The organism is Trueperaceae bacterium (assembly GCA_023954415.1).
Classification (GTDB): Bacteria; Deinococcota; Deinococci; order Deinococcales; family Trueperaceae; genus JAAYYF01.
In genome coordinates, this window is the sequence record JAMLIB010000007.1 from 20,295 (window position 1) to 43,892 (window position 23,598).

At 68.7% G+C, this 23,598-nt stretch carries 20 protein-coding genes; 12 read left to right on the top strand and 8 right to left on the bottom strand.

Annotated elements, in window-relative coordinates:
• Window positions 1-51: 51 nt before the first annotated feature.
• On the bottom strand, window positions 52-1,317 hold the full coding sequence (locus M9914_09890; GenBank protein ID MCO5174487.1) for a hypothetical protein: 1,266 nt from the start codon (window positions 1,315-1,317) through the stop codon (window positions 52-54).
• 375 nt (window positions 1,318-1,692) lie between these two features.
• On the opposite strand from M9914_09890, the gene ggt reads away from it, so the two are divergent.
• Window positions 1,693-3,285 carry a gamma-glutamyltransferase gene (gene ggt, locus M9914_09895; protein ID MCO5174488.1) on the top strand — a complete coding sequence of 531 codons (1,593 nt, stop codon included), beginning with the start codon at window positions 1,693-1,695 and terminating at the stop codon, window positions 3,283-3,285.
• Between the two features lie 354 nt (window positions 3,286-3,639).
• On the opposite strand, the gene M9914_09900 is transcribed toward ggt, so the two are convergent.
• Window positions 3,640-4,503 carry an META domain-containing protein gene (locus M9914_09900; protein ID MCO5174489.1) on the bottom strand — a complete coding sequence of 288 codons (864 nt, stop codon included), beginning with the start codon at window positions 4,501-4,503 and terminating at the stop codon, window positions 3,640-3,642.
• A gap of 188 nt (window positions 4,504-4,691) precedes the next feature.
• Complete coding sequence (locus tag M9914_09905) at window positions 4,692-5,816, bottom strand: endonuclease/exonuclease/phosphatase family protein (protein MCO5174490.1); 1,125 nt, start codon at window positions 5,814-5,816, stop codon at window positions 4,692-4,694.
• A 155-nt stretch (window positions 5,817-5,971) separates the two neighbouring features.
• Between M9914_09905 and M9914_09910 the strand changes: the two genes are divergently transcribed.
• Both M9914_09910 and M9914_09915 read left to right on the top strand, forming a co-directional pair.
• Window positions 5,972-8,062, top strand: coding sequence for a heavy metal translocating P-type ATPase (locus M9914_09910; GenBank protein ID MCO5174491.1), 2,091 nt, complete (start codon window positions 5,972-5,974; stop codon window positions 8,060-8,062).
• A 233-nt stretch (window positions 8,063-8,295) separates the two neighbouring features.
• Window positions 8,296-8,808 carry a cysteine peptidase family C39 domain-containing protein gene (locus tag M9914_09915; protein MCO5174492.1) on the top strand — a complete coding sequence of 171 codons (513 nt, stop codon included), beginning with the start codon at window positions 8,296-8,298 and terminating at the stop codon, window positions 8,806-8,808.
• Here M9914_09915 and M9914_09920 read toward each other — a convergent pair.
• Complete coding sequence (locus M9914_09920) at window positions 8,805-9,011, bottom strand: hypothetical protein (GenBank protein MCO5174493.1); 207 nt, start codon at window positions 9,009-9,011, stop codon at window positions 8,805-8,807. The two genes, M9914_09915 and M9914_09920, sit on opposite strands and share 4 nt — an antisense overlap.
• Between M9914_09920 and M9914_09925 the strand changes: the two genes are divergently transcribed.
• The 9 genes from M9914_09925 to rplI all read left to right on the top strand — a co-directional run bounded on the left by M9914_09925 (window position 9,010) and on the right by rplI (window position 16,983).
• Window positions 9,010-10,539, top strand: coding sequence for an apolipoprotein N-acyltransferase (locus M9914_09925; protein MCO5174494.1), 1,530 nt, complete (start codon window positions 9,010-9,012; stop codon window positions 10,537-10,539). The two genes, M9914_09920 and M9914_09925, sit on opposite strands and share 2 nt — an antisense overlap.
• A 29-nt stretch (window positions 10,540-10,568) precedes the next feature.
• On the top strand, window positions 10,569-11,165 hold the full coding sequence (locus tag M9914_09930; GenBank protein MCO5174495.1) for a hypothetical protein: 597 nt from the start codon (window positions 10,569-10,571) through the stop codon (window positions 11,163-11,165).
• 141 nt (window positions 11,166-11,306) lie between these two features.
• Window positions 11,307-12,194, top strand: coding sequence for a hypothetical protein (locus tag M9914_09935; protein ID MCO5174496.1), 888 nt, complete (start codon window positions 11,307-11,309; stop codon window positions 12,192-12,194).
• 170 nt (window positions 12,195-12,364) lie between these two features.
• Window positions 12,365-13,687 carry a hypothetical protein gene (locus M9914_09940; protein MCO5174497.1) on the top strand — a complete coding sequence of 441 codons (1,323 nt, stop codon included), beginning with the start codon at window positions 12,365-12,367 and terminating at the stop codon, window positions 13,685-13,687.
• Complete coding sequence (locus M9914_09945; protein ID MCO5174498.1) at window positions 13,684-14,841, top strand: hypothetical protein; 1,158 nt, start codon at window positions 13,684-13,686, stop codon at window positions 14,839-14,841. The genes M9914_09940 and M9914_09945 overlap by 4 nt, the downstream gene beginning before the upstream one ends.
• 187 nt (window positions 14,842-15,028) lie before the next feature.
• Window positions 15,029-15,382 (top strand): 30S ribosomal protein S6, encoded by a 354-nt coding sequence (gene rpsF, locus M9914_09950; protein MCO5174499.1) that lies wholly within the window; start codon window positions 15,029-15,031, stop codon window positions 15,380-15,382.
• 51 nt (window positions 15,383-15,433) lie between these two features.
• A complete protein-coding gene (gene ssb, locus M9914_09955; GenBank protein ID MCO5174500.1) occupies window positions 15,434-16,252 on the top strand; it encodes a single-stranded DNA-binding protein in 819 nt (272 codons plus the stop codon).
• Window positions 16,253-16,534: a 30S ribosomal protein S18 gene (gene rpsR / locus M9914_09960; protein MCO5174501.1), complete on the top strand. Its 282-nt coding sequence runs from the start codon at window positions 16,253-16,255 to the stop codon at window positions 16,532-16,534.
• Window positions 16,531-16,983: a 50S ribosomal protein L9 gene (gene rplI / locus M9914_09965; GenBank protein ID MCO5174502.1), complete on the top strand. Its 453-nt coding sequence runs from the start codon at window positions 16,531-16,533 to the stop codon at window positions 16,981-16,983. The genes rpsR and rplI overlap by 4 nt, the downstream gene beginning before the upstream one ends.
• A 252-nt stretch (window positions 16,984-17,235) precedes the next feature.
• Here the strand turns inward: rplI and pyk are convergent, their stop codons facing one another.
• The 4 genes from pyk to dnaA form a co-directional block, all read right to left on the bottom strand.
• Complete coding sequence (gene pyk, locus M9914_09970) at window positions 17,236-18,663, bottom strand: pyruvate kinase (protein ID MCO5174503.1); 1,428 nt, start codon at window positions 18,661-18,663, stop codon at window positions 17,236-17,238.
• Entirely contained in the window at window positions 18,660-19,934 is a 1,275-nt protein-coding gene (gene eno, locus M9914_09975; protein MCO5174504.1) for a phosphopyruvate hydratase, read from the bottom strand. The genes pyk and eno overlap by 4 nt, the downstream gene beginning before the upstream one ends.
• A 19-nt stretch (window positions 19,935-19,953) precedes the next feature.
• A complete protein-coding gene (gene dnaN, locus M9914_09980; GenBank protein MCO5174505.1) occupies window positions 19,954-21,045 on the bottom strand; it encodes a DNA polymerase III subunit beta in 1,092 nt (363 codons plus the stop codon).
• A 563-nt stretch (window positions 21,046-21,608) separates the two neighbouring features.
• On the bottom strand, window positions 21,609-22,952 hold the full coding sequence (dnaA, locus tag M9914_09985; GenBank protein ID MCO5174506.1) for a chromosomal replication initiator protein DnaA: 1,344 nt from the start codon (window positions 22,950-22,952) through the stop codon (window positions 21,609-21,611).
• Between the last annotated feature and the right edge of the window lie 646 nt (window positions 22,953-23,598).

Here is a 23,598-nt window from a genome sequence, read left to right on the forward strand (position 1 = left end):
GCCAGCATGCGGGCCGGAAGAACGCACCCTCCCGAAGCCCCGATCGCGACGCTACGCCCGGCCCGCCCAGCCGGCCCGGATCTCGGTGCTGCTCACGTCGTGCCTGAAGCTCCGCTCCGGCAGCTCCTCGAACAGCCGCGCGACCTCGGGAGGCACCTTCAGGCGCCTGAGCGTCTTGTAACCCTCGGCCTCATCCAACCGCCCGGCCACGAGGAAGCGGCAGCCGTGAGCGCCGATCGCCTCGAGGGCGGAGCGCATGGCGGCTTCCGAACCCCCATAGAAGCGCGGCTCGAGGATCCGCTCGGCGGTGTCGACGCCGACGACGAAAACGCTGCCGGGGAAGAGCGCAGCCTTCTCGACGAAGAGGGCGGCCCGCGTGAGCGCGAGCGACCCGCGACCAGCGAACTGCTGCGCCCTGAGGCGCGCCTCGAAGAGCCCGATGGGCGCCTTCTCGGCGTTCACGAGCGGAAGCTCGAACAGAGGGGGGAGGCCGACATGCTCGCTGGCCGCCTGCGCCAAGGCCAGGTGGCCCTCGTGGGCGGGGTTGAAGGCGCCGGAGAGGACCGCCATGCGCTGCCCCGCGCCGGCGCGGGGGAGGCCGACGACGGACCCGTCCGACCTCACGATCACGGCGTCGCGCTCACCGCGCTCGACGGCGGCGATCAGTTCGCTGGGCTGAAACTCGATCTCGAGGCGCTCCGAGGCCGTCAGCGGCAGCTCCGGGCGCGCCAACACCCCGCAGGCCTCGGCCGCGACGCGTAGTAGCAGCAGCGAGACGAGCTCCTCCTCGCCGGCGCGGTCCCGCGCGTCCTTCTCGATCGTGAGGGAGTACGTCGTCATGCCGAACGAGTCCTGGACGGCGGCGGCCACGCGGTGCTCGCCGCGCTTGGCGCGGTCCGTCGCGATGGTGGCGGTGCTGCCGAGGCCGAACACGGCGTCGGCCGCCTTCGCGTAACGCCGCGCCTGCTGGTAGGCGCGCCGAGCCATGGCGCGCGCGACGCGACGCGACGTGAAACGGGCGGGCATGAACCCCACCCAGTCGCGCATGCTCTCCTCGTTGTAGACGTCGACCGCGCTGAGGATGGTGCGGCTCGACCCGCCGACGCCGTGGAGCCAGGCGAGCGCCTGCGCCCCCGCGCCCGCGAACGCCATGACCATCTTGTGCGGGGTGGAGTGGATGGCGGTGGCGAGCTCGGTCGGGGTGGCGGGGAGCCGGCGGGGGTTGAGCTCGTTGCCGTCGCCCGGCCGCTTCGCGCTGTCCGTGTTGCCGTGACCGTTCTTGAGCGCGGGTGTAGCGCCGTGGTGGTCGGGCGTCATATCCGCACCATCATGGCATGCAGCAACCGCGTGCCTGGCGGGGTTGAGGCCGCCTACCGCCCGGCCGGAGCCGCCGGAGCCCAGCAGGAGACCGGTACTGGCCGGGCGGCGGCCACTGCGGTCGGGCATCCGCGCGTGCCAGACGCGGTTCCTACCTGGCGTGAAGGGCTCATGTGAGTACCCTTTCGCTCATCGGTCCGACTCGAGCCCGAGTTCAGGCGTTACATTCACCGGTGAGTATCCAGCTCGGAAGGGAAGTGGTGCAGCATGCAACACCGGCCCAAGTGTCTCTTGGTAACCCTTGGCCTGCTAGCGGCGTTCGCGGCCTGGCCGGCCCTGGCCAAGTCGCCGGCCCCGGTCCAGGCGAGTAGCGGCATGGTCGTGACGGCCCAGCACCTCGCCAGCCAGGTAGGGCTCGACGTCCTGCAGCAGGGAGGCAACGCCGTCGACGCCGCGGTGGCGGTCGGCTACGCCCTCGCCGTGACGTTGCCGAGCTCGGGGAACATCGGCGGCGGCGGTTTCATGCTCGTCCACCTGGCCGATGGGCAAGACATCTTCATCAACTTCCGCGAGAAGGCGAGCCTCAACGCCACCGTGGACATGTACCTGGACGCCGACGGCGAGGTCATCCCGGGCGCGAGCACGAACTCCTGGCTCGGCATCGGCGTGCCTGGCACCGTCATGGGCCTCGAGTACGCCCGCGAGAAGTACGGCACGATGAGCCGCGAGGCCCTCATGGCGCCGGCCATCGCGCTGGCGCGCGACGGCTTCGAGCTCGTGCCTGGCGACGACATCCTCACGGTCCCCCTGAGCACCTTCCGCGCCGAGGAGAACGTGGCCGCCATCTTCCTCAAGGACGGCGAGCATTACGAGGTCGGCGACACGGTGGTTCAGACGCAGCTCGCGAACACCCTGCAGCTCATCTCGGACGAGGGGCCGGACGCCTTCTACAAGGGCTCGATCGCCGACGCCGTCGTGGCCGCGAGCGAAGCGAACGGCGGCATCCTGAGCAAGGAGGACTTCGAGAGCTACAAGGTGGCCGAGTACGAGCCGGTCACGTGCAACTACCGGGGCTACCAGGTGATCTCCTCGCCCCCGCCCAGCTCCGGCGGCACCATCATCTGCGAGATCCTGAACATCCTCGAGGGCTACCCGATCGGTTACCTGGGCTTCAACTCCGCGCAGACCGTGCACCTCATGACCGAGGCCATGCGCCACGCCTACGTCGATCGCAACACGTACCTCGGCGACCCGGAGTTCGTCGACAACCCGCTCGAGCGGCTGCTCTCGAAGGATTACGCCGCGCAGATCCGCGCCCAGATCGTGGGCAACCGCGCCACGCCTTCCAGCGAGGTGATGCCCGGGACGCCCCCGCACGAGGGCACGAACACGAACCACTACTCCATCGTCGACGCGCAGGGCAACGCCGTGGCCGTCACGTACACCCTCAACCTGAGCTTCGGCGTCAAGAAGATCGCCGGCGACACGGGCTTCCTCCTCAACAACGAGCTCGACGACTTCACGGTGAAGCCAGGCGTGCCGAACGCTTACGGGCTCGTGCAGGGCGAGGCCAACGCGGTGGCGCCCGGCAAGACGCCGCTGTCGTCCATGTCGCCGACCGTCATAACCAAGGACGGCGACATCTTCATGGTGACTGGCAGCCCGGGCGGCTCGCGCATCATCACGATCACGCTCGAGTCGATCATGAACGTCATCGACCACGGCATGGACGTGCAGGAAGCCATCGACGCCCCCCGCATCCACCACCAGTGGCTCCCTGACGTGCTGTACGTCGAGCGGTTCGCGCTCTCCGCCGACACGCGGGCGCTCCTCGAGGCGATGGGCCACGTCATCCAGGAGGGCGGCAACTGGGGCTCGGCCGAGGCCATTCTCAGGAACCTGACCACCGGCGTGCTGTACGGCGCCAACGACAGCCGCAGGCCGCAGGGCGCGGCGATGGGGTACTAGGCCGAGCCGCTTCGCTCTCTGGCTCCGCCGCCGCAAGCGGGTGGGCCTTGCGAAGTGAGCGAAGAAGGTTGGATGGGGACGCGGCGAGGGCTTAGTCATCCCCCGCCGACCCCTAGTAAGTGAGCGAAGGTTGAGCGATAACTTCAGCCAAAGAGGTCGGTTGGCTGAAGTTATCGCTCAACCTTGGTTCGACCACACCGGGGCTCGGGAAGCCCTCCCGGTCTCGTAGGCGCCTAGGCGACGTCCCTCCCCGCGCGTGCCGCGCGGCCCGAGCCCCGTAGGCGCCGAGGCGACCCCACGCGTGAACCTGGAGGTCGGCGGCGACCGCGGCGAGCCGCGGCGTAGACGCGGGACTCAGCGAACGAAGACCAACGACCCCTCGCTGCCGCTGAGGACGAGCTTGCCGTCGGTGGTCAGCTCGTAACGGTCTATGCCCGTCAGCGTGGTGAAGAAGCTCTGCTCCTGGTCCATGGCGCCGTCGCAGTACATCATGGTCGCGCCCGGTTGCGCGAAGCCGATGGCGCCGTCGAGCCCGAACGTCACCGCCGCGAAGTAGCTGTTGCAACCCGTCTTGCCGCCGGCGCGGCCGGCCAGGATGCTGAGGGTCGCGGGAGCGTCTTCGAGGGCCGGGGTACCGCCGACGCCGAACGATTCGAGCTTCCACTCGACGTTCGTGATGGGGCTGCTCGCATCGATGGTCTGCACCGCCACGCGCTCCTTGCCGACCAGGTGGAAACCGGCGTCATCGTGCGTGAACGTGGCCTGCGTCGCGAAGACCTCGTCGCCGTCGGCCTCGAAGGCGCCGAGGAGCACCGAGTCGTCGTCACACGTGTAGTTGGCGCGCTCGCCGTCGAAAGCGATGGTCGCCCCCTCGCCGGCATGCAGGCAGACGGTGCCGTCCTCCAACGTCACGCCGCGCGCTTCGATGGAGACGAGCCCGTCCGAGAACACGTTCTGCGGATCGTTCGGGTCGTAGGTGACGCGCGTCACCAGGCCGAGGCCATCGCCCAGTTGCAGCCCGCCCACCAGTGCGACGCCGTCGCTGCAGAAGTGGCTCACGCGACCGTTGGCGAGGCTCGGGTTCAGCTCGGGGCTGACGATCTTGCAGGTGTCGCCGTCCGGCAGGACGATGTCGACGCCCCTGGCGCCGGCCAAGCCGCCGAGGGCCGCCACCAGGAGCGTTGCCGTCATCACCAAGTTACGAAGCGCTATGCGCATGTTCGCCTCCTAAGGAGCTCGCGGCGCCGTGCGCGCTCACGCGCAGCGCACCGGGCTCTACGCTCATCAAGCTAAGACGCCACGGTGAGGCGCGGCCGCTGGCTCGGTTCAGCGAACGTTCATGGCTTCCGGAGCGCTCACGGCCCCTGGAACGTTCGTGACTTCTGGAGCACTCGCGGCTCTTCCGGTCAGTCGGTGAACGCGAGCAGCGCCGTGACGGGGCGGTGATCGGACGCCGCCTGCCATGCCATGACCTTCACCGAGAGGGTCGTGAGGCCCCGCGAGTGGAACACGTAGTCGATCCTGAGGAGCCAGTCCGGGAGTGCGGGTCGCGGCAGCGCTCCGCCGAGCGAGCCGTCGAGCGCGGTGTCGGAGCCCGCGGCCCCGGAGCGTGTGGTGTCGGGGCGGGCAGCCGCGCCGCTCTGGCCGCCGCCGCGGAAGGTGCTGCCGAACCCGAAGCCCCGGTTGCGCCAGGCGTCGAGCAGCTCGCTCGTGATCACGCGGTAGGCGCCGCTGCGCTCGGTGGTGTTGAAGTCACCCATGGCGACGACCGGCACGTCGGCGTCGCGCACCAGCGCGACGAGCGCGGCGGCGACCGCCTCCCGCGACTCGACGGCTCTGGCTATCTCCGCCGGCCATATCTGCGGGAACCTTGGGGTGGAGAGGTTGTGGACGTTGACGACGAGCAGGTCGCCGCGCGGGTGGTGGACGATGGCGACCTGAGGGTTGCGGGCGGCCGGGCCGCCGAGGTCCGCCGCCACGGGCTCGAGCGGGTACGCGGAGAAGATGCCGAGGCTTCCCCAGTCGCCGCACGGCGGGCAGGGCGCCAGGTCGACGTACGGGTGCGTGCCGGCCAAACGCCCGGCCAGCTCCTCGCCTACACCCTCGTTGAGTTCCTGCAGGGCCACGACGTGCGCGCCGGAGGCGAGTATGGCTGCCTCCAGCTCGCTCGCGTCATGGTTGCCCGCTTTGACGTTGAACGTCATCACCGAGACCGTCGCTGCCTGCTCGACCACGGCGGGCCCGTCGGCGCGCGACGGGAAGTACGTGCCCGTCCACAGGTAGGCGGCGACGGCGAGGGGGAGCAGGCCGGCCAGGGCGAGCCGCTTCCGCCGCAGCAACCAGGCGACCAGCATCGCTACGGGCACGGGGATGAAGAGGACGGGCGCCAGCGAGTTGGCGACGAACAACCACCACCAGCGATCGGCGAACAAGAGGTAGAGGGCGAACCATAAGGTCGGAACGCTCAGGGCTAGGCAGGCGATGGCCGTCAGGAACGCGTTCGCGAAGGGGCGCAGACGGTTGCCTGACATCGCCGCAGCCTAACGCGCCGTATGATGAGGGGGAGACCGGGCCTTGGGGCTGGACGGCAAGGGGAGACCGGCTTCTCGGGTCCGGCGGCTGGGGTCGGCATAGTCGCGAAGGTAGCCATATTGTAATCGGAACGATTCCGGGTTAGGTTATGGGCATGCGAGAACCGGAGCGACCGAACACGGGGGCCGGCCATGCTGCCGCCTCGGGGGAGACCCCAAGATCCGCTTCCGAGGGGCTGCTCGACGAGTTGGCGGCGGAGCGTGGGCGGAACCGCATGGCTGCCGTGTTCACGGGTCTCACGGGCCTCGGCCTGGCCGCCGCCGTGCTGGCCGTGGTGGTCGGGCGCGCTTACGACGGTCAGGGAAGCGGCTGGCTCGCCGACTACGTCGGTGTCGGCGGTGTGGCGGGCCTCGTCGCTGCGGTCGGGCTGGCCGTCGCCTTCCTGGCCGGCGGCGTGCCGGCCGCCGCCGAGGCCCTCGCCGAGCTGACGCGTGAGCGCAAGTTCGACATCGACCTCCTCATGGTGCTCGCCGCGGTGGCGGCGGCACTCGTGGGCGAACCCCGAGACGGTGCCGTGCTGCTCTTCCTCTTCAGCCTCGCCGGCACGCTCGAGGACCATGCCTTCACCAACACGAAGGGGGCCGTCGCGGCGCTCATGCAGCTGAAGCCCGAGACGGCCACGCTCCTGGAGGGCGACGAGCTACGCGTGGTGCCGTCCGACTCGGTCCCCATCGGCGCACGCCTGCTCGTGCGGCCGGGCGAGCGCGTGCCCCTCGACGGCGTACTGGAGCGCGGCGCGTCGAGCGTGGACCAGTCGCCCATCACGGGCGAGTCCGTTCCCGTCGACAAAGCCGTCGGCGACGCCCTGTTCGCCGGCAGCATCAACGGCTACGGGGCGCTCGAGTTGCGGGTCACGAAAGACGCGTCCAGCTCGACCCTGGCTCGCATGATCGAGCTCGTCACCGAGGCCAGGGCCAGCCGCTCGCCCAGCCAACGTTTCAGCGACTGGTTCGGCCAGCGCTATACGGTGCTCGTCATCGCCGGGACGGCGCTGGCGCTCGCCGCGTTCCTCCTCTCGGGCACCGACCCGCACGCGGCGTTCTACAAGGCCGCCACCCTCCTCGTGGTGGCGAGCCCATGCGCCATCGTGATCAGCGTGCCGGCCGCCGTCCTCTCGGCGTTAGCGCGCGCGGCTCGCATGGGCGTGCTCTTCAAGGGCGGCGGGGCCCTCGAGCGCTTCGGGGCCGTGACCACCATCGCGTTCGACAAGACCGGCACCCTCACCGAGGGACGCATGCAGGTGACGAACATCATGGCGTTCGGCCAGAGCGACGATGCTGCGCTCGCCGCCGCCGCGGCCATCGAGGCCGCCTCCGACCACCCCCTCGCCAAGGCGCTCTGCCTGGCGGCCGACAGCCGCGGGCTCGCCTGTCCGACCCCCTCCGACGTGGTCGCCGTGCCCGGCAAGGGCCTGGTGGGGAAGCTGGCCGGCACACCGCACTGGGTGGGCAACCGCAAGCTGGCAGCCGAGCTCGGGGTCGGGCTGGCCGAAGAGGCCGCCGCCGCCCTGGCTCGACTCGAGAGCGCGGGGAAGACGGTGGTCATACTGGGCGACGCGCAGCGCGTCACCGGGCTCTTCGGCATGGCCGACGTCGTGCGGCCGAGCGCGGCGCCCGCCTTGTCACAGCTCGCCCGGGCCGGGGTGAAACGTTTCGCGATGCTCACGGGCGACCACGCGGCCGTAGCGCGCGACGTGGGGCGCACGCTCGGGCTGGGGTCCGAAGGGGTACGCGCCGACCTCTTACCGGACGAGAAGGTCGCGGTCGTCCGCGAGCTGGGAGCGGGCGGCACGGTGGCCTTCGTGGGTGACGGCGTCAACGACGCGGCCGCCCTCGCGAGCGCCGACGTCGGCGTGGCTATGGGAGTGGCCGGCAGCGACGCGGCCCTGGAGGCAGCCGATGTCGCCCTGCTCTCGGACGACCTCTCACGGCTCCCCGAGGCGTTCGAGCTCGCGAAGCGCGCCAACGGCGTGATCAGGCAGAACCTCGCCTTCGCGCTCGGGATCATGGTCCTGATGGTCATCGTCACGCTCTTCTCCCACCTTCCTTTGCCCCTCGGGGTCATCGGGCACGAGGGCGGCACCATCCTGGTGGTGGCCAACGGCTTGCGCCTGCTGGGCTTCGCGCCGCGGGCGCACAAGGACGCCGAGCGTCCTGCGACCACCCTCTCGACCAGCGTGAGCTGACGGCGCGCGGCACGTGAGCCCGGGCAGGACGAGCGCCTAGATCTGGTCGGCTCCGACCAACTTGCGTGACTCACAAGTAACGCCCAGCCCCTAGCCTCTTTTCGAAGGAGGGAGAGGGTATGGGCAGGGCAGCACGCAGCGGAAACCGGCCGGCGGTCGCCGATCGGCATGGCGAACGGCAAGGCGCGGCGCCCCGGTCTTGGGTCCGGGCCTCGAGGCGGTGGCGCTCGCTCGTGCCGATCCTCACCACCTTGGCGGCAGCGGCCGTCCTGACGTTGCCTACGGCCCTCGGCGCCCAGGCCAGCCGCGCCTGGAACGCCACGCCCTACCCTCTCGGCTCGGTGCCCGTCGTGTTGCAGTCGCAGCGCAACGACTGCGGGCCGGCCGTCGTCGCCACGCTCGCCGCCTGGTCCGGGAGTAGGCTCGAACTGGCTTCGGTCACCGCCGCCGCGCGGCTCGCTCCCGATGGCCTCAGCTTGGGCGAGTTCGCTCGCCTCGCCGACCGCTTCGGGTTCCCTGGCACGTGGTACCGGGTCGGTCCTGCCGACCTGGCCGGGCTGCCCCTACCGTTCGTCGCTCACATGAACGTCGTCGGCTCCGCGCCGCTCGGTCACCTCGTCGCCGTGCGCGCCGTCACTCGCGGCGCGGTGACGGTGGCAGACCCCGCCGTTGGCGCGTACGTGCTCCCGCTCGACGCCTTCGCGCGCCGCTTCAGCGGCCGCGTGTTCCTGCTCGGGGCGCTCTAGATGTCGGCCCCGTTCACATCGCTGCCCCGTCCCACCGCGTTCAGGAACGACTCGCCCGGCGCGGCCACAGCGACCGCTTCATCCTGGAGCGCTCCCGCCACCGGGGCGGAGCTATACGTCTCCTGCCTGGCGAGCATGGTCCTGTTGGCAGCCGCCTCACGGCCGTGGGCCGCCTCGCCCGCCCTCGCCTGGGTAGCCTTCATGCCGACCTTCCATCTGGTACAGGTCCTGGCCGCGCGCCGGCGCTTCCTGCTCGCGGCCGTCTGCGGCGCGCTCACTGCGCTCGGAGTCACCTCGGTGGCTTACGAAGCGACCCTGGCCCTCTCACTGCCCGCGTACCTGGTCGTCGCCAGCGCGGCCGCGCTGCCGTTCGGCGCCGCTTGCGGCGCGGCCGCGTTCGTGGTCGCGCGCTTGCGGGGCGGCGCTCGGCGCCTTGTCTGGCTCGTCCCCCCTGTCTTCTGGTGCTGCGCCGAGCTGGCGACCCGCCAGGAGTGGCTTGCGGGAGCCTGGGCACCGTCCCTCGCCGTGATCGGTTACTCCCAGGCGGAGACGCCCGCCGTCCACCTGGCGCGCCTCGGCTCGGTAACGGCAGTGAGCCTGGCGGTCCTGCTCGCCAACGCGCTGGCGCTAGAGGCTGTGCACCGCGTCATGGCGAGCGCTCGTCTTCACGGCTGGGCGCCTCGGACCGCGTCGGCGACCCTTCTGCCCGTCGGGGGCCTCGGGCTCCTTGCGCTGGTCGTCTGGTCGGTCGCCACGGGGGCACCGGCCGCCACGTCGCTTACTGCCGTAGACGGCGCGACGATCGCAGCGGGTAAGCAGGCTGTCGGAGAGGCGGTCGCCACCCCTGGGCAGGCCGTTGCTGCCGCGCCGGCAGGCGAGTGGGGCGTCACGCGCATCGTGGTGGTGCAACCCAACCTACCGGCCACCGCGCGCGCCGCCGCCGGGTCCGATGAGACCCTCGCCGCCGAACTCTTAGCGACCCTGGCCGACCTCTCCCGCTCGGCAGGCACAGGAACCGCGGCCGTCACCGTTTGGCCCGAGGGAGTCTGGCCGGGCCGCCTCGGCTATGTCTCATCGCGCGCCGCTTCCGGAGCGCCGCTCACCGGCGACCAGCGCCTGACCCTGGCCGGACTGGCGCCGCTGCTCACAGGCGCCGCGTCGCGCGACGAGGATGCCGGCGCATACGGCAACTCGGCTTTCGTGCTCGTCGGTTCGGAGCTCATCCATGTCGCCGACAAGCGGCGCCTCGTGCCGTTCGCCGAAGCCGGCCTCACGGCAGGGACGACCCAGGGCGCCACCGAGGTGGGCGGCGTCCTGGTCGTTCCGGTGATCTGTTACGACATCGCCTTCCCGGCCACGGTGCGCGCAGCCGCGCGCGACGGGGCCGAGTTGCTTGCCGTCATCACGGACGACACGTTCGCGGCCGGCGGCGACGTTCCTCTTCAACACCTACGCGTCGCGCGTCTACGCGCGGTCGAGAACGGCGTGTGGTCGGCCTTCGCCTCGAACGGCGGCCCCAGCGCCATCATCGACCCGGCCGGACGGCTGGTCGAGCGCTCCACGCCTGGCGTGGCCACCACGCTCGGCGCGACCGCGAGGCTTAGGGCCGGTTCCACGCCGTACTCGCGGTACGGGGACTGGGCCGGGGTGCTCACCTGCCTAGCCGCGCTGGGCTTGGTGGGCGCCGCGGGGCGCGAAGGGGGTGGATACCGCCGATCGCCTTCCGCCTGAAGCACCTCGACACTTCCACCGGAGGAAACGTGAAACGCCTCGAACTACGGTCCGCTAGCACGCTGCTACTCATGCTCCTGAGCATGTCGCTCGGCTCCACCCACGCCGCCACCGTTCCGCTCGGCATGGGCGAGCTCGCGGCCGTGACGGCCGGCTTCTGCAACAACTGTCCACCGGACGAGGAACCGAACGAGCCGCCCCCACCGCCGAAGCTCGTCGGCTACTCGTGGGAGATCGTGAGCTCCAGCACCGGGAAGCCCACTCAGACGAGCTACTCGATGGAGCGCGACTTCACCAACCCGTCCTCCGTGCCGGTCACTTATACGTACGTGATCGACGAGCAGTGCAGGATGACCCTGACCAGCGGCGGAGCAGGCATCTCGGCGGCTCTCAGTCTGTCCGTCGGTTTCAGCAGGGTCTGCTCCAATCCGACGACGGCCCAGCTCACGGTCCCACCCAACAAGCGGATCAAGCTCTACAAGGGCAACATGCGCGTGACCACGACGTACGTGGCACACAAGTTCGCCAATTACAGCGACGGCAGCTCGCAAGACACCGGCGTCGCCGACCGCGGCACGACCAACAAGACCTACATGAAGTACACGACGATGGACGGCGCACTCTGATCGGCCGGTGGGTGGTGGGCGCGCTCGCGCTCACCACCCACCACCAAGCGTCGAGATGGGAGAAGCATGAGACAAGCAGGTTATCGCCTTCGGCTCCTGAGCACCCATAGGGTACATGCTCCTTGGCGCGGCCTCGCACGCATGCGGCCCGGCCTTCGGTCCAGCAAGGTCGCGGCCGGGTACGGCAGCTTCGCAGGCGTGCGGCTGGGCGGCCTCCGCCATGCGGTGGCGCTCGTCTGCCTCGCCACGGCTGGTCTGGCCGCCGTCGGCCGGTCCGTGGCGGGGGCGGGGCCGGACCTCGCACCCGTCGTAGGCATCCACTTCGAGGACCTGGCCCCGGGCTCCAACGGTGGCGCCACGCTCGCGGTCGCCAACCCGCGCCGTGCGGCGGCGGACTCCGTATCGGCCACGTCCGATTCCGACTGTCTGGACGTGGCCGAACCCACCAACACCCGCTTCGAGGTCTGGCGCGTTCCGGCGAAGCTCACGCGCATGGAGCCTTGCAGCGCGAGCGTTACCGTCGCAGCGACGTACGGCGCGGAGACATGGCTCGGCAGGGTGCTCGTCGCTCTCTATCCGCTGGCGGACATCTCTCCGCTCGGGGCTGGCTCTGGGCTCGAGCTCACGGTCGTCTCGGGAACCGATGCGTACGAGGACAGCGGCGGCGAACCGGGGCGCAAGTTCGACGAGCTGGCCTTGGTCAACGGCTCCGAGCTGACGGTACGGTTCATGAGCCTGAGCCGGAACCCCGCCCGTGACGAGCTCCTCGGCAGCCCTTTCCTCCGCGCGGAAGAGCGAGGCACCCGCCTCAGACAGCCCCTGCCGGACGACCGCATCCCGCGCGCCGGCATCGCCATCCCGCCAGGTGGTCGGCTCACGGTGGGCATCGAGGCCACGGCCAACGGACGCCTGACGGGCAGCCCGACGGCCGTCACGCTCGGCCTACTGCCCATCGTCTCCATCGGCGAGGTGAGCTACTACCTCGAGACGGGCCTCGTGACGTCGTTCTCATGGCCAGACGGTCGCTGATAGGCGAGTCGTCCCGCGCGCCGCGCTGCGGATCGGCGCGCACTCCAGGGCACGAGCGGGCGGGCGTTCCGCGACGGTGCCCGGTCCGCGCGTTCCGGCGCCCGTCGTGGGGCGCCCTACCGGGCCGGTCGCCGCGCACCCGCGCAGGGCGTACAACGCGCGCCGCCCTGTTGCTCGCCCTGCTCGCTCCCGGTGCAGCGGCGGCCGCGCAAGGATCGGTTCTCGAGCCCCTCCTCGCCGCGTACGAGGCCCACTACTCCCCGCCCGCGTTCTTGACGCAGCAGGCGAACGAGCTGGCAACCTCGGCGCTCGCCCACGAGTTGGCGCGGCTCCCTGAGTTAAGCGTCGCGGAATCGGTCACCTGGCGCGACTTCTCCAGCGTCGAGGTGAGCCTAGGGATGAGCGCGTCGATACCCCTCTATCGCCTCCGGACGGAGCCGGAGGCAGCTCTGCTCGCCGAGCAGCGATCCGCGTTCACGGCGTTCACGACGGCGACAGCGACTGCGGCAAGGGCCGAGTTCATACGCGACGTTCTCTCCCTGGCCCTCGTGACGGATCTTAGTGCCGCCGCTACGGCGACCTTGACCGAGTTCGAGCGGTACTGGCGACCGCCGACGAGCCATGCCGATGCGCTTGTGCTGCGCCCGGGGGAACGCGAGCTGCTCGTGGTCCACCAGGAAGTCGCCGGGCTGGCGCGCTTCGCCGCCGCCAACGCGACGGAACTGTGGCGCAGGCTGGAGCGCATCCACGGCGTGCCCGCGACCGCCTTGAGCCTGCCGACCTTCGATGAGCTGAAATCCGCCATCCTCACGGACCCACCGAGCCTGACGGTCTGTCTTGCGAGCGGTCCTGAGGCTCTAGCCGCGGTGTCGCTGCACCGCCAGCGCGCCTTGGAGCGGGCATTGGCCTCCACGGCCGGCGTCGAGATCGGGCTGTTCGCCCGGGCCGACTACCGCGGCCGGTTCCCGAGCGCCTCCGACGCAGGGGCGGCGACCGCGGCCATCGGGCTGGAGGCACGCATCCCGCTACCGGGCCACTGGCCCGCCTCCGGCGAGCTGACCGGCAGGGTGAGTCCGACCGGCGCCGAGCAGGCGTTCCGGTTGACTTGGCCGACCGCCGCGACGACCGGTTCACTCGGGTCGACGGATGACGAACGGTTCGACGATCTCGAGCTTGCCGACTCCCTCGAGTACCTCACGGCCACGGTGACGGCGCTGCTCCGTTCCTACGAGTCCGCAGCGTCCGGAGTGGACGCGGCGGAGCTGACGCTCCTCTGGCTAGTGCGTGATCACATGCCTGACGCAGTCGGTCTCGAGGCGGCGCGCGCTGCAGCGCGTGCCGTCGAGGATCCGGTGCTCGCCATGCACGTCGTGAACGCCCGCGCCGAGCTCGCGTTCGCGGAAGCGGAGCTCGCCGGCCTCGCGCTGGACCTCCAGGTCGCGTGCGGAACGGGACGGCTCGGCTCGTCGCAGCCGGAAGCACCCGGTCCGTGAGCGGTCGACGCCTGACGCTCGGCTTCGAGCGGGGGCGGCTCCGCGGGACCGCCTGCATCGCCGGGGTCCTGTTCGCGGCCGTACTCATCGGGAGCATGCTCGCCTTCGCCGAGGTCTGGACCGGGGCCGGCATCCTTCCTAGCTGGGCGCCGCGGGCGCCGTACCGACTGGCCCGCGCACTGCCAACGCTGCCGTTCGCAGGATCGCCCGCCTGGGCGTGGGTCCGCCGCCATGTGGTCGGGGTCTCGCGCTGGCCCACGGCTGCCGCGCCTTGGTCGAATGCCGGCGCACCGAGCGAGCCTGCGCTTGGTCCTGGTGCTTACCTCGGTTGGAGCGACGGTGTTAGGGGCAGCATCACGTTCCACGGGCACGCCTGCAGCGCCTCCGACCCCCTCGTGACGTTGACGCTGTCCCTCGGCGATACGCGGATCGAGCTCGAGCGCAGCGCCGTGGTCGCCACCGACGACGACGTCGGCATCGGCTACCGCCTCCCCCTCACGACCGTGACGGCCCCTTTACCGCCCGGAGAGTACTCGGCAGGCGCCACGGCGCGGTGCCGTTCCGGTGAGGAGACCCGGCACCAGCTCGGCGCGGTGCGCATAGTGGCGCGGCCGGCCGACAGCGCGGGCCTCGTCGTGAGCACCTCGTCCACGCCTTCGGGCGGCGTTCCGGCCGTGCTCTCGGTCTTCAACCTCGGGCACCGGCCCGCGAGGTTGACGCGTGTAGAGTACGCGCCGGAAGTGGCCGCGACCGGCCAGGTCCTCGCCGGCGCCGGCAGCGTCGAGCAAGTGGCCAGGTGGCGGGCGAGCCTGTTCGGGAGCGAACCAGGCGGTTCCGACCCCACGTCACCTGACGCACTGCCGCCGGGTGCTACGCAGACCAACCCGACCGCGAGCGGCGGCGCGTCTGCCGACGGTTCCGGACCGCGGACGGCGGCCGACCAAGCGCTCCGCGTCCGCCCGGCGGCGAGCCTCGACCTAACCATCGAGCCCGATCAAGCGGCCCTCATCGTCGTGACGACCGCATCGTTGTACCCGACCAGGCCGAGCAGGCCCGTGCTCTTCCGTCCGCTCGTCCTGTACGAGACCGCCGCTGGCGAGCAGGGCGGCATGCTCGTGCGCGACCGCCTGGCCGTCGGATGGACGGGGCCGTGAGGGTGGGGCGGCGGCCGGGCGACAACGCCAGGACCGCCCCGCCGTGTGCTACCATGGGCATTTGCCGCGTGAACGCATCGGGCATGCCCGGGCACGCGTGGTGGCGAGCCAACGTTGGGTAGGGCGAGCGCGGGCCGTATCACGGTCTGTCGCGTCGTGTCTCTACCCGTCAAGGAAGGAGGTGCACATGCCGAACGAAGCAGCGAAGTACGATCTCAACGTCATCCTCGACCCTAGCCTCAGCGAGCAGCAGGTCCAGGCCGAGAAGGACGCCGTGGCGCTCCATGTGGAACGCGCGGGAGGCGAGGTTCTCCAGCTCGACGAATGGGGCATGCGCCGTCTGGCGTACCCGATCCGCAAGGGCAACGAGGGCTACTACCTCATCTATCGCCTACGCTTGAGCGGCGAAACCCCCAAGACCATCGAAGCTGCGTTACGCCAACGCGATAACGTCATGCGAGTCCTGGTCGTCCGGGAACGCCCGGAGTGGAAGACGAAGAAGGAACCGAAGGCCGAAGGCAAGGCCAGCGTCGCCGCCTAAGCCGAGAGAACCTGTTGACGAGCGGTTGGAGAGTCACCCATGGCACGTGGCATGAACACAGTTCTACTAGTCGGCACGCTGGTTCAAAGACCGGAGCTGCGCTATACCCCTGGCGGGTTGGCCATCCTGGAGATGAACCTGGCCGGCAACGATCACGTCATGGGGGAGGACGACAGACCCCGCGAGTTGGCCTGGTACCACAGGGTCACCCTGTTCGGCGCCCAGGCCGAGACGATGGCTGAGCAGTTGCAGGAAGGCACCCACGTGTTCGTGGAAGGCCGCCTCAACTACCGCACTTGGGATGCCCAGGACGGCCAGAAGCGCAACGCGCTCGACGTCAACGCCCAGCGCGTCGATGTCGTCACGGTCGGCGTTCGCACGGGTGAGCCGACGGTCATCGACGCGCGCGGTCAGCATCGCCTCAAGGACGCCCTCAACCAGGTGCTCATCGTGGGTAACCTGACCCGCGACGCGGAGCTGCGCACCACCCCCTCGGGGGCGTCGGTGACGCGCTTCGGCGTGGCCGTCAACGAGCGCTTCAAGGGGCGCGGCGGGGACGACCAGGAGCGCACCGCCTTCGTCGACGTCACCGTGTGGCGCGACCTGGCGGAGGGCTGCGAGTCGCTTCGCAAAGGCGACGCGGTCTTCGTCATCGGTCGTCTCGTCAACGACTCTTGGACGGACAAGGAAGGCAATCGCAGGTTCACGACGCGCCTCGAAGGCCAGCGCGTCGAGTTCCTCACTCGCGGTCCCGGCAGCGGTGGAGCCGGAACCCGTCCGGAGCGCACAGTCGCTACCGGCGCCCAGGCGAGACCGTCGAAGCTGGATATCGACGAGGAGTTTCCACCAGAAGAGGATCTACCCTTCTAGATGGCAAGAGAAGCACGGGAAAAGGGCGGCGATCGCCGTCGGCGTGGAGGCGGCCGCCGCGGCCGCAGGCCACGCGTCTGCCCGTTCTGCGCGGGTGAGTACGAGATCATGGATTACCACGACGGCAGGGTGCTGAGGCGCTTCATCTCGGACACCGCCAAGATCCTGCCCCGTCGCCGCACCGGCGTGTGCGCCAAGCATCAGCGTCGGCTCGCCACCACCATCAAGCGTGCGCGTATGCTCGCGATCATCCCGATCACAGAGAAGCTGGTGCGGAAATGAACGTGATCCTGCTGGAGCCCGTCGAGAAGCTGGGCGAAGCAGGCGACATCGTCCGCGTCAAGGACGGTTACGCCCGGAACTTCCTGGTTCCGCAGGGCTTGGCGCTGCCGGCGACCAAGTCGAACCAGGCCGAACTCCAGGCGCGCCTGGCTCAGCGCGCCCGCCAGTTGGCGGAGCGCAAGTCCGACGCCGAACGCCTCGCCGCCATGCTCGGCGACGCCAAGGTGGAGATTCGCGTCAAGGCCGGGGAAGGCCGGATCTACGGCTCTGTCGGCAACCGCGACATCGTGGACGCCCTCAAGGCCGCCTACGACGTGGAGATCGACCGTCGCAAGGTCCTCCTCGCCGAGCCCATCAAGGTGACCGGCGAGCATTCGGTCCCGTACCGCCCGCACCCCGAGGTCACTATCGACCTCAAAGTGCTGGTCGTGGCCGAGGGCGAAGCCTGAGGACCGGGCTAGCCTGCCCTAGCAACTGAAAAGCCGCGGCCGGTGACTTACCGGCCGCGGCTCTCGTTTGGAGGTCGGGTCGCTCGTTCGGACATGTCAGCAGCCGGACCGCACCAGAGCATGCGCTCCCGCCGCCCGCTTCTCAGCAACCGGACCGCGCGTCAGCCAAGTACTGCGGGGCGCCCGTGCGGTTGGCCGGCTACCAACTTCGGCATGCCGCGCCCGACCGTCACCGGCATACGCCGCTTCGGTTCAGCGGTTCCGCTCCACGCGGATGAGGTTCGTGGTGCCGCGCATGCCGAACGGCACGCCGGCCGTGATGATGAACCGGTCGTCGCGCCCGATGAGCTTCGTAGCCTCGATACCGCGCTTGGCCACGACCACCATCTCGTCCGTGTTGTGAATGTCGTCGCTAAGGTAGGGAACGACGCTCCAGGCAACCATCATCTGCCTTAAGGCCCGCGGATTCGGGGTTATGGCCAGAACCGGGGTAGGGGGCCGGTTGCGCGACACTCGCAACGCGGTGTTCCCACTCGAAGTGAACGTGACTATGAGCCGCGCGTCCAGGTTGTAAGCCATCTCGACGGCGGCCAGCGCCACGGCGTCGGCCGTGGAAGCGTCGGCCGTCGGCACGAGCTGATGCATGGCGTCGCGATACTCCGGCGAGGCCTCCACGGCCCTGGCGATGCGGTCCATCATGCGCACGGCTTCGACCGGATACGCGCCTACCGCCGTCTCGGCGGAGAGCATCACTGCGTCGGTACCGTCGAAGATCGCGTTCGCCACGTCCGACGCCTCCGCCCTCGTGGGCGTCGGGTTGGTGATCATCGACTCGAGCATCTGCGTGGCCGTGATGACTGGCTTGCCCGCCTGCATGCACTCGCGGATGAGTTGCTTCTGAATGAGCGGAACGCGTTCGGCCGGCATCTCGACGCCGAGGTCGCCTCTAGCCACCATGATGCCGTCTACTTCCTGCAGGATCTCGCTGAACCGCTCGACGGCGCTCGGCTTCTCGATCTTGGCCATGAGCCGCGCCTGCGATCCGGCGCGGGCGAGGTAATGCCGGGCCAGAAGGAGGTCGTCGCGAGTACGGACGAAGCTCATCGCGACCCAGTCGACGTCCAGCTCCGCCCCGAAGCGCAGGTCCTCGACATCCTTGTCGGTAAGCGCGGGGATGCTGAGATGGGCGCCCGGGATGTTGATGCCCTTGTTGTTGCTGAGCACGCCCCCTACGACGACCTCAGTATGGATGTCATCGTCCTGGAGCCCCGTGACGCGCAGCTCGAGGCGACCGTCGTCCAGCAGGAGTGTGTCGCCTATCTTGAGGTCGTTGACGAGGTTCGTATACGTGACGCCGACCCGCGTGCCATCGCCCGGGCTCGAGTCACCGCAGGTCAGGGTGAACTTCTGGCCGGGGACGAGGGTGATGTGGTCGTCCTTGAAACGGGCCACGCGGATCTTAGGGCCCTGAAGGTCCTGCAGGATGCCGACGGACACCCCCTGCGCGTCGGCCGTGCTCCGGATGGTGTCCACCGTCGCGCGGTGAACTTCTTGCGCGCCATGCGAGAAGTTGAGCCGAAACACGTTGACTCCGGCCTCCAGCAGACGCTCGATCACCTCTGGCGAGTTCGAGACGGGGCCCAGGGTAGCGACGATCTTGGTGCAACGCCCCGCCCTCATCGCTTGAACGCCGCCTTGCCGAGGTAGCGTGCCGCGTCGCCAAGTTCGCTCTCGATGGCAAGCAGGCGGTTGTACTTGGCGATGCGATCGGAGCGGCTGGCCGAGCCCGTCTTGATCTGACCGGCGTTGACGGCCACGGCCAGGTCGGCGATGAAGGCGTCTTCGGTCTCGCCGGAGCGATGGCTCACTACGTTCCGGTAACCGTAGGTCTTCGCCAGCTCCATGGCGTCCATGGACTCCGTGAGCGTGCCTATCTGGTTGACCTTCACGAGGATGGCGTTCCCTACGGCCTCGTCGATGCCCCTCTGAAGACGGGCGCTGTTGGTGACGAACAGGTCGTCGCCGACGAGTTGTACACGGGTGCCGACGGCCTTGGTGAGCTTCGCCCAACCGGACCAGTCGTCCTCGGCGATGCCGTCCTCTATCGAGACGATAGGGTAGCGGTCGATCCAGTCGAGCCAGTAAGCGATCATGCCGTCAGAGTCGAACTCCCGGTTCTCGGCCTTGAGGACGTAACGTCCTTCGGAGAAGAACTCCGTGCTGGCAGGATCGAGGGCGATGCCTATCTCGTCACCGGGCGTGTAGCCGGCCTTCTCGATGGCCTCGAGGAGGACCTCTATCGCTTCCCTGTTGCTCTTCAGGTCGGGCGCGAAACCGCCCTCGTCGCCGACGTTGGTGTCGTAGCCGCGCTTGGAGAGGACCTTCTTCAGGCTGTGGAACGTCTCTACGCCGGCCCGCAGCGCGCTGCCGAAGGTGGAGAAGCCGAGCGGCACCAGCATGAACTCCTGCATGTCGACCGCGTTGTCGGCGTGCTTGCCGCCGTTGATGACGTTCATCAGAGGCACGGGGAGCACACGGCCGTTCGGGCCGCCCAGGTAGCGGTACAGGGGTAGATCGACGGCTTCCGCCGCCGCGCGCGCGGTAGCGAGGGAGACGGCGAGGATGGCGTTGGCGCCGAGCTCGGACTTGTTCGCGGTGCCGTCCAGCTCGCACATCGCACGGTCGACGGCCGCCTGCTCGAGGGCGTCGTAGCCGATCAGCTCGGGAGCGATGCGCTCGTTGACGTTCTGAACGGCCTTCAGGACACCCTTGCCGGCGTAACGGCCACCGCCGTCGCGCAGTTCGACGGCCTCGTGAGCTCCGGTGCTGGCACCGGACGGCACTAGCGCGGTCCCTGTAGCGCCGCTGGTCAAGGTCACCGTGGCTGCCACGGTCGGGTTACCGCGCGAGTCGAGCACCTCGAGCGCGCGCACGTCTTCGATGATCGTCATCGTTCCTCCTGGAACAGGTCTACGAGGTCCTGAGCGGCACGACCATGGCGAGGTAGCTGTTGTCGCCCAGGTCCGTGACCACGCTCGGAGCGGAGTTGGAGCCGGAGAAGCTCAAACGAACCTCGCCGTCCGCAGGGGAGAGCGCGTCCGTGAGGTACTTGCTGTTATAGGCCAGCACGATCTCCGGGTCCGTGCCTTCTTGCAGCACGGGCAGCGCTTCTTGGCTACGACCGAAGCTGCCCTCGGCCGTGATGCGCAACTCGCCGCCCTTCACGAACAGATCGACGCGGTTGTTGGTCGTCTTGTCGGCCATGAGCGCGACCCGCGCTACTGCCTCGGCGAGACGGCCGGCCTCCAAGGTGATGCTGACGGGAAAGGTCTTGGGAATGACGCGCTCGTAGTCGGGGAAGGTCCCGTCCATGAGCTTGAGGTTCAGGGAGTAGTTACCGTGCTGGACGGAAAGCTGACCGGACTCGAGCGCCAGCTTCACCTCACCGTCGCCGAGCACCCTCAGGAGCTCGTCCACGCTACGGGCAGGAACTATTACCTCGGAGCTCAAGCCGGTGCTTTCCTTGAGATCGTAGTAGGCGAGCCGGAAGCCGTCCGTTGCAACGGCCCGCGTGTGACCGTCGGCCAGTTCCAGCTTGACACCCCGAAAGACTGCTTGGAAGTCGGCTACCGAGGCGGCGTACTTCACGGCCGAGAGCGCCCTGGCAAGCTGCGCGGCCTCGATGCTGCCACCGAACTGCGTGCCGAAGTTCAGTACGGGTGCCGAAGATGGCGACATGAGTTGCAGCTTCGTCGAATAGGAACCGGAGCTTATCTGCATCTCGTCGTCGCCTAGGTCGAGCTGGACGTCCTCGCCCGGCAGGGCCCGCACTACTTGACTGAAGACGTGCCCGACGACGGCGTAACTGCCCCTGCCAGGGGCGTCTACGGCGAAGCGCGCGCGGATATCGACATCCATGTTCGACCCGCTGAGCTCCATGCCGTCCTCAGTGACGTCTATTCGCAGCAAGCTCAGCCCGGGGTTGCTGGACCGGCTGGGAACGATGCGTTCGACGCGTGCGAGTGTGTCGGCTAGGCTCTTCTTCGGGACGAGCACCTTCATGCGACTCTCCTGGGTTCCTTCTCCGCGTGCGCCTCACTCGGTTTCATCGGGGTTCTTTCCATGATATTCGCTTTCGTGAGGGTTGACGGGTGGCACGGACCGGTTGCCTCCAGGCTGTCGAAGCCTAGCTCCTGGTGCCAGAGCATACCCTGTTAAGCCCTTCCTGGCGAGGTTTCCACGCGCTCTAACCCCGTGTTTGACGCTTGACTCGAAACGGACCCGTTTCATCCCTAAGAAGGCTTACTAGGTTTCAGCCTAACTAGAGATCATGGGAGTCCTCCTAGTAGGGCCTGTGGAGACTGTGGATAACCGCTTGTCGAGCGTCGGGCACACGATCTGGGCTGTGGAGCAAACTGTGGACGATCAGGGATCGCCTGTGGAACAGCGTTCGACTCCTCCACCACCTTCAACAGCTGGGTACGACCCGGGGCTTTCCACAACCGGATCAACAGCTTCTCTACAAGATTGTCCGCAGGGTTATCCACAGGCAGTAAAGGAGGCAAGAGGGCTGCTCCGTGAGAGGGGATGGCTCTAGGTGGGGGATCGGGACGGAGGGGCAACGCTCAGACGAACGACTCGCGTAGGCTACGCACGGCCCGGCTGAGGTCACCCTCCTCCTGGATGACACCCTCGATCTTCTGTACCGCGTACATCACGGTCGAATGATCGCGGTCGGCGAAGTACTGCCCGATCTCGGGGTAGGAGTGGGTAGTCAACTCGCGGATCAGGTACATGGCGACCTGACGCGGTACCACCAGCTCCTGGCGCCTGCCTTTGCCACGCACGTCGTCCGGCTTGACGCCGAAGTGCTCGGCGGTTCGCTTGAGGATGTCTGGCATCGTCAGGTTGATGTCGCCTGGCGCGAAGACGTCTGAAAGGGCGCGTGCGACGGTCTGGCGGTTGAGGGGCGACTGGTTCATGGATGCGTAGACGATCGCGCGGACCAGGGCTCCCTCGAGCTCCCGGATGTTCGATGTCACATGCCTCGCTATGTAGTCGATGACCTCGGCCGGCACCTTGACGCCCCGGTACTCGGCGTTCATCCCTAGGATGGCGATGCGCGTCTCCAGCTCCGGAGCTTGGATGTCGGTTATCAGTCCCCACTCGAACCGGCTCCTGAGCCGCTTCTCCAGGGTCGGGATGTCCTTGGGCGGTCGATCAGAGGACACGATCAACTGCTTCCCCGATTCGTAGAGGGCGTTGAACGTGTGGAAGAACTCCTCTTGCGTGCGCTCCTTACCGGCGATGAACTGGATGTCGTCGATCAGGAGCAGATCAACGGTGCGATAGCGGTCGCGGAACTGCGTCATCCGGCGCTCGGCGATGGCAGTGATCAGGTCGTTGGTGAACGCCTCCGTGGTCACGTACTCGATCTGGAGGTCCGGCCGTGATTCGAACACGGCGTGCCCGACGGCGTGCATCAGGTGGGTCTTGCCCAGACCAGACTCCCCGTACAGGAAGAGGGGGTTGTAGGCGTGACCAGGTGCCTCGACCACGGCGCGTGCGGCCGCATGGGCGAGGTTGTTGTTGGGCCCGACGACGAAGTGCGAGAAGACGTACTTGGGGTTCAGTTTGGGGCGCCGGGTCTCGACGGAGCCCGCCGGCGTCTCGGGTGCCGGCGGCGCACTGAACATGTCCCGTTGCTCTATGACTTGACTGCCGATGACCTGGAACACGACGCGAGGTGGTTCGACGCCGAGGTCCCGGAGTGCAGCTTCGATCACGCCGCTGTAGTTGGACCTGAGCCAGTCGCGGGCGAACGAGTGCGGCACACCAAGGACGAACGCGCCGTCCTCGATGCCGTGTGGGCTCACCTGGCTGAACCACGTGCGGAACTCGACCTCGGGGATCTCGGCGCGGATGCGCGCGATGACGTCGTCCCACATCCCCTGTGCCTTGCCCGCCATCGCAAACCTTCCCCTTCCCAATACACCCTGCGAGACGCCGATTCTGCCACTGCCCGCTGCTCCGGGGCAAGCCCGCCGACCTCGGCAACGACTTCAAGATATGCGCCACGTTCCTGCCCTGCTGGGCGACGGTAGCCTCGAGCCAAGCTGCGCGTCACGGAACTCGGGGACGAGGACATCCGCACTGAGGACGCCCGCAAGACCGCCTCGCGCTGTCCCGGGCGGAACCGGGTGCATGGACCACCCCGACGCGTTAGGCGGCGGGTCCTGCGTGACGGGTAGTTCTCGCCCGGTTCAAGGGGCCAGCCCGGTGCTCGTTGGCCGACCGCTCGTCTTGAACTGCGTGCATGCTCGAAGGCCCTCGCAGGCGCCGTTGACCGAGCCAGTCTATCAGACGTCTCCCGCCTCCCGACTTGTCGTGGGGCCCCACGACAAGGATAGGTTGGCGGTCCTAGCCCGTCGTGCCGCTATCCCGGTGCGAAGTGACCTTGACCCCACCCTCGGGTTGTGAACCCCGGCGGCGAGTAGCAGCCGCGTCGGGACGAAGCCAGCGGCCAGAGACTGAAGCCAGCGGCCAGAGACTACGGAGGCCGGCGGCATGATTGGCCGGCGGCACGATCGTAGCGGCCTCGGGACGAAGCCAGGG